This is a genomic window from Aquabacterium sp., assembly GCF_048860245.1.
Lineage (GTDB): Bacteria > Pseudomonadota > Gammaproteobacteria > Burkholderiales > Burkholderiaceae_C > Aquabacterium.
The window spans coordinates 1-11438 of sequence record NZ_JBLIZW010000084.1 but is presented as its reverse complement, the minus strand read 5'-3'; the positions used below and the strand labels follow the sequence as shown (position 1 = coordinate 11438).

Below are 11438 nucleotides of genomic sequence, written 5' to 3'. Positions count from 1 at the left end.
CTCGATCGCGGATGTGCGTGGCACGCTGACCCCGCAACTGGTCACGTCGGAAAACGGCCAGGCGCTGGACACCAGCCTGATCCTGGTGGACTTGGGCGAAGGCAAGAACCGCATGGGTGGCTCGATGCTGGCCCAGGTGCTGAACCAGTTCGGCAACGACGTGCCTGACTGCGACAACCCCGAGATGTTGAAGGCGGCCGTGAACGCCGTGAACGCCCTGCGCGCTCAAGGCAAGCTGCTGGCTTATCACGACCGTGGTGACGGTGGCCTGTGGGCGACCGTGGCCGAAATGGCCTTCGCGGGCAACACCGGCGTGAGCCTGAACGTGGACATGCTGGTGACCGAGGGCACTGGCGTGGACGACAGCCGTGCTGACTTCGGTGACTCGAAGAACTGGGCGGGCCAAGTGGGCGAGCGCCGCAACGAGCTGACCCTGAAGGCGCTGTTCAACGAAGAACTGGGCCTGGTCCTGCAAGTGCGCACCGCCGACCGCGATGCCGTGCTGCAAGCCCTGCGCGAGCATGGCCTGAGCAAGCACAGCCACGTCATCGGCAAGCCCAACACCAAGCACACGCTGGAAGTGTGGCGCGATGCCAAGTCGGTGTTTGCTGCGCCCGTGGAGCAACTGCACAAGACCTGGGACGAGGTGAGCTGGCGCATTGCGCAGCTGCGCGACAACCCCGCTTGCGCCAACAGCGAACACGAAGCCATTGGCAAGGCCGCTGACCCCGGCATGCACGTGGCCCTGACCTTCGACCCGCTGGAAGACGTGGCCGCGCCCTTTATCAACAAGGCGCGCCCCAAGGTCGCCATCCTGCGTGAGCAGGGTGTGAACTCGCATGTGGAAATGTCGTATGCCGTGGCCCAAGGCGGCTTCGACACCTTCGACGTGCACATGAGCGACCTGCAAGCTGGCCGCGTCAGTCTGGACCAGTTCCAGGGCTTCATCGCCTGCGGTGGTTTCAGCTATGGCGACACCCTGGGTGCTGGCGAAGGCTGGGCGCGTTCGATCATGTTCAACCCCAAGCTGGAAGAGCAGTTCCTGGCCTTCTTCGGTCGCCAGGACACCTTCGCGCTGGGCGTGTGCAATGGCTGCCAGATGCTGGCGGCGCTCAGCCCCATCATTCCAGGTGCGCAAGATTGGCCCAAGTTCACGCACAACCAGAGCACCCGCTTTGAAGCCCGCCTGAGCCTGGTCGAAGTGCTGGAGAGCCCGTCCTTGTTCTTTAAGGATATGGCAGGCAGTCGCATGCCCATCGCCGTCTCGCACGGTGAAGGTTTTGCCAACTTCTCGCAGCGTGGCGACATCGCCAAGGTGCAGCAAGCCTTGCGCTACGTGGACAACACCGGTGCCGCCACCGAGGTGTATCCGTTCAACCCGAACGGCTCGCCCGGCGGTTTGACCGGCGTGACCACGGCTGATGGCCGCTTCACCGCCATGATGCCGCACCCTGAGCGTGTGTTCCGCAACATCCAGATGAGCTGGACCAGCGGCAACGCGAGCGATGCCAGCCCTTGGCTGCGCATGTTCCGCAACGCCCGCAAGTGGGTGGGTTGATCGGACCCCTTGCCGATGATGCGGCAAACAAAAAGGCACCTGACGGTGCCTTTTTTCATGAAGCCTGAAGAGCGTCTGCTTGTCGCGCTTCAGCGTCCTTGCAGGGCCGCAATGCCGCTGCGTGCATTGGCTTGTGCGGCCAGCTTGCGTTCTTCGCCAGAGGCGTAATCACGATCCCATGCCTGCACTTTGGGCGTCATGAGCTTGTGCCACAGCGGCGGGATCATCGCGACCATGATGGTGGTCAGGTAGCCGCCAATCATCATGGGGGCGTCAGGGAAGGGCTTGAGGTCCTGATAGGGCACTTCGCCTTGAGCGTGGTGGTGCGAGTGGCGGGTCAGGTTGAACATGGCCCACGAGCTGATGCGCTTGTTGGTGTTCCAGGAGTGGCGGGGTTGCACCGGCGTTGCAGGGTTGCGCACCATGCCGTAGTGCTCCATGTAGTTCACGATTTCCAGCAGGGACTTGCCCCACAGCGCGCACGCCACAAAGAAGCCTGCTGCCGCCCAGCCACCCATGGCATACGCCACACCGACCAGCAATACGCTCATGAGGTGTCCACGGATGACTGCGTTGTGCCACGAGAAGAGGGCCTGCCCCTTGCGCGCCAAGCGCTTGGCTTCGATGTGCCAGGCGCTGATGTTGCCCTTGACCGTGGAGGCCACGATGTGGAAGTACACGTTGCGACCACGCGGCGCGGTGGCAGGATCATCGATGGTCGACACATAGCGGTGGTGCCCGTAAACGTGCTCGATCGAGAAAATGGTGTCAAAGCTGAAGGCCAGCAACCAGCGGCCGATGAACATGGACACCGGGTCCCAAGTGCGGTGCGTGAGCTCGTGGGCCGTGATCGTGCCCACCATCCCGATCATCAGACCTGTGATGACGATGCCTGACACGTGGTGCGGCCAAGTGGTGGCGTCTCGCGCCGCGAGGACGTCATAGCCCGTGAGTTGTGTCAGCCAGGCGCCGAAGCCCAGCGGGTCACCGGAGGACACGGTCCACACGGCCGAAAACACGATCATCATCAACAAAGGCAGCGCCAGCCACAACTGCACCGTCAGGATGCCGGGATGCTTGAACTGTGGTGTGGAGGTGTCGTCGCCACAGACGGCATCGCCAATCAGGTAGACCACGAGGACGGTGAGCAGCCCTGCGGTGGTGTAGCCGCCGCCAGCCACGATCGCGGCCATCGACAGCAAACCAATGGCATGGAAGAGGAAGTACTTGAGGTAGTGAAGGATGATCATGTTGTCTCTTGTTGTGGTGGGTGAGAGGGCGATCAGGCTGCCGCGCTGAGCGGGTCGTGCAGCGTGGTGAACCGGTCGGTGAAGATGTGATCGGGGGCCACGCCCAGCCGTTTCAACAGAGGCACCGCCGCATCGATCATCACGGGCGGGCCGCAGAGGTAGGCCTGAGCGCCAACGGGCAGGTGGGTGGGGATGTGTTCGATCACCATGCCGCGTGCGCCGGTCCAGCCGGGCTCGATGTCGTCGGCCGACAGCACCGGCATGAAGTGGAAGGCCGCAGGCCATTGGCGCTCAAGGGCCTGGATTTGATCGAGTGCGTAGAGGTCGCGAGCCTGCCGTGCGCCAAATAGCAATGTCACGGGGCGGCGAGATTGGCTGGCGAGCGCGTCTTGCAGAAGAGCCAGGATGGGGGCCAAGCCGCTGCCGCCCGCAACCAAAAACAATGGGGCGTCTGTCGGGCGCAGCCAAAAGTCACCCAGCGGGCCGTCAACGGTGATGGCCTGGCCGACAACGTCTTGCTCGTTGATTTGGCTGGAGAACGTGCCGCCCGGCACCTTGCGCACAAAGAAGCTGACCTGCGCTTCGGGTTGCATCGGCGTGGCAAACGAGTAGCTGCGCGCGACGCCGGGCAGGGTGGCCAAGCTCAGGTTGGCGTATTGACCGGCTTTGTACGTCAGGGCCTCGTCCAGTTGCACGCGCAACTGTGTGATGTCGTGGGTCAGGCGCTCTTGGCCGATCACGCGGCCTTGGACTTGGCGACGCGCCTGCTGCGCGCTGATGTCCACCTCAATGGTCACATCGGTGGTGGGCACCGATTGACAGGCCAGGATGTAGCCTTGGTCCAGATCGGCGTCCGACAGGATGTAGCTGGCTTCCGTCAGTTCCTTGACCTTGCCGTTGACCAGCTTGCATTTGCAAGCTGCGCAGCCACCGACGCGGCAACTGTGCGGGAAGTCAATGCCTTGTCGGAGTGCGGCCTGCAGCAAGGTCTCTTTGGGCTGCACGGTGATGGCGAGCCCGTTGATCGCTGCTGTGGTCGGTTTTTTCTTAGAAAGGAACGAAAACATGCGTTCTCCGGCAAATCCAAAGACAGATCAAGAAAGTGACCTCATCGTAAAAATCTGCGGCTTATCAGGGTAGGTTGCAAATTGACATTCATGGGTCATTTATTGACAATGCGCCGCCATGTCACAGCAAGACTTCACCCTCCCGATGCATTACGTGCGGCAGATCGCTGATCTGTTGCGCACCTTGGGCATGGATGTGCCGGCCTGGCTGGCAAAGAGCGGCCTGTCTGAACCAGACTTGCTGGATGCGCAGCGCGCGGCGTCTTTCGATGCGGCATATCGGCTCATCGTGGACGCGCTGTCCTGCTCGGGCGAGCGTGCACTGGGCTTGTTGGTCGGCGAGCGGCTGGTGGTGAACACCCATGGCATCCTGGGCTATGCCGCCATGAACAGCGGCACCTTGCGCCAGGCGTTGGACCTGTTTGAGCGCTACATCGGCGTGCGGACCACCTTGGTGGCGGTGAGCCATGAGGTGCAGGGCGCAGAGGTCAGGGTGCAGTTTCAGGAGCCCATCCCCTTGGGCGACATCCAGCGCACGGTGTTGGAGGCCATCGTGCTGACGGTCAAGAACGTGCTGGACTACATCACCATGGGTTCACGCCATGTGCAGTGGGTGGCTTTTCCGTTTGCGCAACCCGATTACGCAGAACTGGCCGCCGACATGTTTGGGTGTGAGGTGCGCTATGGGCAGACGTGGGCGGGGTTCACGATTCCGGCTGGGGTGCTGGATCAACCCTTGACCATGGCCGATGCGGCCACCTTCGCGCAGGCTGCAGCCATCTGCGAGCGGGAGCTCGACAAGGTTCAGCAAAACGCATCGCTGGCGAACAAGGTGCGTCGCATCATGTTGGAAAAGCAAAACGGTTTTCCGTCACTGCAGGTGACGGCCCGCCTGTTTCATTTGACGCCCCGGACCTTGCACCGTCGCCTTCAGGAGGAAGGGACGTCCTACAAGGAGATTCTGGAGAGCGTGCGCCACAAACTGGCTGTGGCGCACCTGAAGGCCGGACATTTGTCGGTGCAAGAGATTGCTTACACCCTGGGCTACACCGACATGGCCAATTTTCGGCGAGCGTTCAAACGATGGGAGGGGGTGGCCCCCTCCGACTATCGCCAGAAGTAAACGCTGATTCAGCGTGTCACTTGGTGAAGCGAGGGCGTTGGCCGTCGCGGATCCACAGCACCGTGGTTTGATAGGCCTCGGCCAGGGGCGGACGAGTGGCAGCCTCGCGCTGCACTTTGTCCATGTACGCAGACAACGTGCGGTCACGGTTGCCAGACCATTGCCATGCTGTCCACAGCGCGGCTGCCGCGTCGGCCAATTGCCCAAGATGGGCATAGGCTTCGCCCAAAGGTGCCCAGGTCGAAGTGCGGCGCGGATCCAGCAGCAAAGCGTTGGTCAGCACGGCCACAGCCTCTTTGGGGCGCTGCGCCTTGATCAGGGCGTAGCCCAGATTGCTGGCCACTTCGATGTCGCGTGGGTTCTCGCGCTGTGCGTTCTGGAGCAAGGTGACAGCTTGTTGGGCATCTCCCTGCTGCAGGGCAGCCAAGGCCTCGTTGTTGAGCTTGCGTGCTTGCGCCTTGTTGCCCAGATCGGGCTTGTTGAAACCATCGATGCGGGTGGCGGCCTGCCGAATTGCGTCCAGGTCCTCGCGTGTGGCGGCCAGCAAGGTCTGGCGTGCGCAGCTCGCCACGTCCGTGCAGGCGTTGGACACCGGTGCCGGGGCTGGGGCGGGCGCTGGTTGAGCGGGGGGCTGGGCCTCATCGGAAGGAGGTGCTGCCGGAGCGGCTGCATCGGCTGGGGCCGCTTCAGCAGGCTCGTCTGCGGCCACTTCTTGCTCCGGTTCGTTGTCTGCAACCTGGGTGTCCACTTTGCCTTGCAGCACCATCATCAGCTTTTCGTCCAGAGAGGCAAACATGTGCTGGATGCCACTGCCATCGCGAGGCTTGCCGTTGATGGTCAGCGTCCCCTTGCCGTATTTGAACGACGACTGGATGCCTTCAGGGGTGGTGACCGCAAAGCCGCTGGCCACCAGCATTTCCTTTTGGGCCGCATTGAGGACTTGCCCCTTGACCAGCACTTGTCCTTCCGAACTGACCTGCTGTTCCAGGCTCACGGATTGGCCTGTTTGAACGGGTGCCAGCGCGAGGCTCCACTGGCCTTCAATGGCACCACCTTGTCCTTTGCCGCTTAGCTTATTGATGCCGGCGGTCATGCCGCTGCTCAACAGTGCCTTGATCGCGTCGCGGACCCGTGTGGATTCGTCTCGTGTGAGCGTATCCATGCCGCACGAGTTGCTGAGGACCGTGGTGAGCGTTTCCACGCTGGCGGCATGCAAGCCCTTGAGGGATGCCTCCAGCACCAAGTCCTGGAGATTCTGATCCGCGAACTGAACACGCTTGAGGGATTGCGTGAAGGTGGAGTCGATCCTGCCGTCGTGCTCGGAGGCCACAGACTTCAGCTCGAAGCCTTCCCCGCTGGCATCTTGCGTGCCGAACGTGGCGATGCGCAAAGCCATGTCACCGATGCCGCGGTGGCGATCCTGCAAATCCATGTCGATGCTGAGTTGCTTGAGCTCCAGCGCTCGCCCATGCCCACGCAGCACCGCGCGGTCGAGGTTCCAGTTGAACTGGAGTGCCTTGTCGTTGGCGGCGATGCGACCCTGTGATGGCTCGGTCTCGAACCGACTGCCTTCCGAACCATACGAGATGGCCGGCAGTCTCATTTCGGACTGCACCATGCCACGCCAGCTCACGGCGCCCTGGCCAGACAAGGGGCTGTCGGTGCCAAACACCTTGGCGAAGGCGGCACTCGCGTCGCCCGTGGGGGTGAGCTTCCAGTCAAATCGCGTCGCGGCTGTGGGGGTCGGGAAGTGATGGGCTTCGTAACTCACACGGAAGGTGGTGTTGCCACCTGCATCGCTTTCATGGCAACGGTCGCGCAGAACGACGTCCACGGTCCCACTGGAGCTCAGGTAGCCTGCTTTGTGCTGCAGGTTGCGCAGAATGATGTCACTCTGGCCCGAGGGCTTGGCCGCCATGTCGGCCAGTTGTTTGTCCAGGGCGCGGGAGCTGAACCAAGGTAATGCCGCGACGGCGACAGCACCACAGGCGCCCAAACCGATCAGGGCGTTGCGGACAGCGGGTTTCATGTTTTTCTCCGTTGAAAGCTGGTCGATCGACCATGCTCACAGCGTAGGCTTGACATGTCGCTGTCGCCCGCTCTAATCCGGTCAATATGAAAAAAATGCACGCATTTTTGATTGGTGTGCGCGAGCCGGATCAGGCCTGAACCAGCCAGGTGTTGACGCTGCGCGCCAGCATCGGGGCCATCTCGATGGCGTTGCTCTCATGAACAATGCAGTCCGTGCTCCAGATGTGGCGAACGCCCGCATCTCGAATGACCTGCAGGGCATCGTGCGCGAACAAGGCATGCGTCACCGCCACATCCACGGTGGCGGCGCCTGCGGCCAGCAAAAGCTGGGTGGCCACGGCCAATGTGCGACCTGAACTGGCCACGTCGTCGAGCAGCACCACGGCGCGTCCTTGGACGGGGACGTCAGGCAGGGTGATGCGCACATCATGGTCGCCATGACGGACCTTGGTGCACACGCCGTGCTCGAAACCACCGACCGCAGCGGCCGAAGCGATCCACTGAGCCGATTCGGCATCGGGCCCCATCAGAATGGCGCCGGGGACTTCGCGGGCAATCAGCTCAGCCAAGGCCGGGGCGCCTGACAGGCTGATGGCATAGGGGGAGTCAATGGCCTCTTGCAGGGTGTCGATGCGGTGCAAATGCGGATCGACCGTGATGACGCCATCAAACAGGTCCGCCAGAAACGCACCGATGATGCGCTGACTGACGATTTCACCTGGGTGGAAAGCGATGTCCTGGCGCATGTAAGCCAAGTAAGGCGTGACCAGCAGCAGGTGGCGAGCCCCCAGCTTGCGAGCTTCACGGGCGATGAGCAGCAACTCCACCAACTTGTCGTTGGGCCGGTCGAGGCTGCGATAAATCACCAGTGTGTCCGGCAGGTGACCGCTGGCATCGACCGGCAATCGCAGCCGCAACTCTTCGTCAGGGAAACGGTGTCGTTCGACGCACAGGGCAGGTAGCCCACAAGCATCGGCCAATCGCAGTGCAGGGGCTTGCTCGTCGTCGAGGTACAGCAGTTGAGCAGTCATCAGAACTCCACAAACTGGCGGGTTTCCGTCACGGTTTCACCCAAAATGAAGCCGCTGCTGCGTTCGCTGGCCTGTTGGGCAAAAGCGAGGTCAGCCGAGTACGCGGCATACACAAGGTACAGCGGCTCACCGGCGCGGACACTGTCGCCCAACTTGTGCAGCATGTCGACACCCGCGCCCTGAACCTTGGGCGCACCCGCCAGGCGAGCAATGCGTGCCAGTTGCAGGTTGTCGATGCTGGTGACGATGCCGTCGCGTTTGGCCAGCACTTCGTAGCTGAGCGGGGCCAGCTCGGGCGCATCGGGGTTGAAGGGCTTGGCCCCTTGCGCTTCGATGATGGCTTTCATTTTGGCAAGGGCGCGACCGGACTCCAGAATGTCTCGAGCAATGGCGTAGCCGTCGCCACCGCGGACATCGGGGTCAAACTCCAGCATGCGCCCAGCCAGACGCAAAGCCTTCTGGCGCAAATCATGGGGGGCACGGTGGTCGTTTTGCAGCACCCACATCACGTCTCGGGCTTCCAGAACCGGGCCGATGCCATTGCCAATCGGTTGACGCCCGTCGGTGATGACCACGTCAATGGTCAGGCCCATGCGCTTGGCCACGAACTCGAACAGCTTGCGCAGTCGCTGCGCATCGGGGATGGTGCGCACCTTGGCGGTCGCCCCCACCGGGATGTCCAGCAACAAGTGCGTGGAACCGGCCGCGACTTTCTTGGAGATGATGGACGCCACCATCTGGCCCGGCGAGTCAATCGACAAGGGGCGCTCCACCGAGATCAGGACATCGTCGGCAGGTGACAGGTCGGAGGTGCCACCCCAGGCCAGACAGGCTCGGTGCTCACGCACGATCTCGCTCAGGCGCTCGAAAGGCGGCTCGACATTGGCCAGCACCTCCATGGTGTCGGCGGTACCGGCAGGCGACGTGATGGCGCGTGACGAGGTTTTGGGGCACAACATGCCATGCGCCGCCACGATGGGCACGACCAGCATGGAGGTCCGATTGCCGGGAATGCCCCCGACGCAGTGCTTGTCGACCACGGGGTGGGCCAACCAGTCCAGCTTGCGGCCCACCGCAGCCATCGCATCCGTGAGGCCGTAGATCTCTTCGCGGTCCATCTCACCTTGATTGGTGGCGACCACAAAAGCCGTCAGCTCGATCTTCGAGTAACGGTGCTCGGCGATGTCTTTGACGATGGCGTGATAGTCGTCGTGACTCAGGCGCTCACCGGCGATCTTGCGGTGCAGCGCAGGAATGGAGGAGGGCGGCTCGGCCTGACTGACGCGGGTCGGATGTCCGTCGTCCACGCCCAATTGCGCAAAGGCATCTTCAGACAAACCGAGTTGGTCCCGGTCCACGATGCAGGCGTCATCGACCACGTTCAGCGTGGCCAGAATGCGGCGGCCGTTGGCGCGAATCTCCACCTTGGACAAGGCCTGAAAGCCTTCTGCGCGGTAGATCGCGCAGTCCCGGTGCAGGTAGGCAACGTTCTCGCGATAGGTGTCGATGGCGACCCGCTTCAAACGCAACAAGGGCGTGTCGTTCGGGGTCTCGGAAGGCGTCGGAACAGAATCAGCAGTCGTCATGGGGACTTGTACGATGTTTCCTTAATCATACCCCCATGACGGCAAGAGGGATCAGGCCTGGATCAATTCCACAGTGAATCCCTTGCCGGATTCGATGACGGTCAGCAGGCGGTCGATGTTGGGGTGCTTGCCGGGGTTGGCGCGCGAGTCAGCGGTGTGCTCGGCGTAGATGTCGATGCCTTCTTGTGCGGCAGCCACGTTGATGCTGCCATGCTTGGCAGCCAGCGCGGCGTACACAGCCAGCGAGCCAGCCTGGCCCGGCTTGTTTTCAATGGTGGCGGCCACGTTGCCTGCGCCGTCGATCAGCTTCAGGCCAGACAGATGGGCGACAGGGGGCAGTTGTTTGAGGTTGTCGGCGAATGCCATGGGGTGCGCTCCAGCGAGGGCCCGGGAGTCGGGCAAAACGGGCGCTATTGTGCCGCAGTCCGTTCCAGCTCACGCGGCGCTGGCCATGCATCGGCCTTGCCCGCCATGACCCGAGACCAGTCCACGATGGCCAATTCGCCATTCGGGTGCTCGATCAGGGCGGTGAGGCTTTCGACCCAGTCGCCGTCGTTGCAGTACAGGATGCCGTCAATCGTGCGCATCTCGGCATGGTGGATGTGGCCGCACACCAGCCCATCGGCGCCGCGCTTGCGGGCTTCACGTGCCAGGGCTTGCTCGAAGTCGGCGACATAGCTGACCGCGCGCTTGACTTTGAGCTTGAGGTACTTGGACAAAGACCAGTAAGGCAAGCCGACTCGCGCCCGCCACGAGTTCAGATGCCGGTTGAGCTTGAGCGTGAATTCATACAGCGAATCGCCCAGCAGCGCCAGCCAGCGCGCACACTGGATCACGCCGTCGTACAGGTCACCATGGGTCACCCACAGTTGCTTGCCATCGGCTGTGGTGTGCAGGCATTCTTCCGCCAACTCGATGCCGCCAAAAGCGTGGTCCAGAAAGTGCCGCGCAAACTCGTCGTGATTGCCCGGCACGTAAATCACGCGGGTGCCTTTGCGCGCCTTGCGCAAGAGCTTTTGGACCACGTCGTTGTGGGCCTGCGGCCAGTACCAGTTGCGCCGCAGTTGCCAGCCATCAATGATGTCCCCGACCAGGTACAACGTGTCGCACTCCACCTGCTTCAGAAACTCCAGCAAGGCGCTGGCCTGACAGCCCGGCGTCCCCAGATGCACATCTGAAATCCAGACGGTGCGGACCCGGAAGCCGCCCTCCGGCGCTGCGCCGTGGTCAACGGGCCCATCGGGCGTGGTCGATGAGGGCGACATGCCGTGCATCGCACCGGTGGAACGTTCACCAGTGGGTGTCGACAAGGCTCGCAAGAGTGGGTCGTTGATCCATGGCCGCATGGCGACCATGTTGAGGACCGGATATGACAGTAGCGAGACGCCCGCATGACGAAATCATGCAGGCCGGTGGTCAGGCCGTGGGTCGCGTGCGGTAGAACTGAACCGGGGCCGCCGGGATCTGGTTGAGCACCGACTTCTTGATCTTGCCGACCACATGCATCTCGCATGGCTTGCAGTCAAAACGGAGGGTGAGCTTTTCCTTGCCATTGACCAACTGCAGCGGCTCGGCCTTGACCTGACCTTGCACGCCGGTCACACCCTTGGCCTGCTTGGGACACATGCTCAGCGAGTAACGCACGCAGTGCTTGGTGATCATCAGGCTGACTTCACCCAACTCTTCGTGGCTCTCGTAGGCGGCTTCAATCCCCTTGACGCCGTGCTTGGCGTAGAAGTCGCGCGCCTTGTGGTTGTACACGTTGGCCAAGTAGCTCAGAGTGTCCTCGGGG

The 11438-nt window shown here is 62.4% G+C and carries 9 protein-coding genes and 1 pseudogene; 2 read left to right on the top strand and 8 right to left on the bottom strand.

Features of this window, described 5'->3' with window-relative positions; genetic code table 11:
- Positions 1-1558: phosphoribosylformylglycinamidine synthase subunit PurQ (locus ACMV18_RS09775; RefSeq protein ID WP_420817679.1), on the top strand; the 1558-nt coding region annotated here is incomplete at its 5' end.
- 89 nt (positions 1559-1647) lie between these two features.
- On the opposite strand, the gene ACMV18_RS09770 is transcribed toward ACMV18_RS09775, so the two are convergent.
- Both ACMV18_RS09770 and ACMV18_RS09765 read right to left on the bottom strand, forming a co-directional pair.
- The gene (locus tag ACMV18_RS09770) at positions 1648-2808 is read right to left on the bottom strand and encodes an alkane 1-monooxygenase (RefSeq protein WP_420817678.1); all 1161 of its coding nucleotides are present in this window, start codon (positions 2806-2808) and stop codon (positions 1648-1650) included.
- Between the two features lie 32 nt (positions 2809-2840).
- Positions 2841-3875: a 2Fe-2S iron-sulfur cluster-binding protein gene (locus ACMV18_RS09765; RefSeq protein ID WP_420817677.1), complete on the bottom strand. Its 1035-nt coding sequence runs from the start codon at positions 3873-3875 to the stop codon at positions 2841-2843.
- Between the two features lie 118 nt (positions 3876-3993).
- Between ACMV18_RS09765 and ACMV18_RS09760 the strand changes: the two genes are divergently transcribed.
- Entirely contained in the window at positions 3994-4998 is a 1005-nt protein-coding gene (locus ACMV18_RS09760; protein ID WP_420817676.1) for an AraC family transcriptional regulator, read from the top strand.
- 16 nt (positions 4999-5014) lie between these two features.
- On the opposite strand, the gene ACMV18_RS09755 is transcribed toward ACMV18_RS09760, so the two are convergent.
- The 6 genes and pseudogenes from ACMV18_RS09755 to ACMV18_RS09730 all read right to left on the bottom strand — a co-directional run.
- Positions 5015-7027 carry a DUF945 family protein gene (locus tag ACMV18_RS09755; protein WP_420817675.1) on the bottom strand — a complete coding sequence of 671 codons (2013 nt, stop codon included), beginning with the start codon at positions 7025-7027 and terminating at the stop codon, positions 5015-5017.
- A gap of 130 nt (positions 7028-7157) precedes the next feature.
- Positions 7158-8060 carry a ribose-phosphate diphosphokinase gene (locus ACMV18_RS09750; RefSeq protein ID WP_420817674.1) on the bottom strand — a complete coding sequence of 301 codons (903 nt, stop codon included), beginning with the start codon at positions 8058-8060 and terminating at the stop codon, positions 7158-7160.
- Positions 8060-9646, bottom strand: a complete 1587-nt coding sequence (locus ACMV18_RS09745) for a thymidine phosphorylase family protein (RefSeq protein ID WP_420817673.1) — start codon at positions 9644-9646, stop codon at positions 8060-8062. Before ACMV18_RS09745 ends, ACMV18_RS09750 begins: the two co-directional genes overlap by 1 nt.
- Positions 9647-9697: 51 nt before the next feature.
- Positions 9698-10012, bottom strand: coding sequence for a DUF2322 family protein (locus ACMV18_RS09740; RefSeq protein WP_374257345.1), 315 nt, complete (start codon positions 10010-10012; stop codon positions 9698-9700).
- A 44-nt stretch (positions 10013-10056) separates the two neighbouring features.
- Entirely contained in the window at positions 10057-10920 is an 864-nt protein-coding gene (locus ACMV18_RS09735; RefSeq protein WP_374257386.1) for a UDP-2,3-diacylglucosamine diphosphatase, read from the bottom strand.
- A gap of 142 nt (positions 10921-11062) precedes the next feature.
- A pseudogene (locus ACMV18_RS09730) lies at positions 11063-11438 on the bottom strand (collagenase-like protease); the annotation flags it as partial.

Coding starts and splice junctions, on each gene's coding strand:
- ACMV18_RS09770 (WP_420817678.1), bottom strand. CDS start 2,808: ATGATCATCCTTCACTACCTCAAGTACTTCCTCTTCCATGCCATTGGT.
- ACMV18_RS09765 (WP_420817677.1), bottom strand. CDS start 3,875: ATGTTTTCGTTCCTTTCTAAGAAAAAACCGACCACAGCAGCGATCAAC.
- ACMV18_RS09760 (WP_420817676.1), top strand. CDS start 3,994: ATGTCACAGCAAGACTTCACCCTCCCGATGCATTACGTGCGGCAGATC.
- ACMV18_RS09755 (WP_420817675.1), bottom strand. CDS start 7,027: ATGAAACCCGCTGTCCGCAACGCCCTGATCGGTTTGGGCGCCTGTGGT.
- ACMV18_RS09750 (WP_420817674.1), bottom strand. CDS start 8,060: ATGACTGCTCAACTGCTGTACCTCGACGACGAGCAAGCCCCTGCACTG.
- ACMV18_RS09745 (WP_420817673.1), bottom strand. CDS start 9,646: ATGACGACTGCTGATTCTGTTCCGACGCCTTCCGAGACCCCGAACGAC.
- ACMV18_RS09740 (WP_374257345.1), bottom strand. CDS start 10,012: ATGGCATTCGCCGACAACCTCAAACAACTGCCCCCTGTCGCCCATCTG.
- ACMV18_RS09735 (WP_374257386.1), bottom strand. CDS start 10,920: ATGCACGGCATGTCGCCCTCATCGACCACGCCCGATGGGCCCGTTGAC.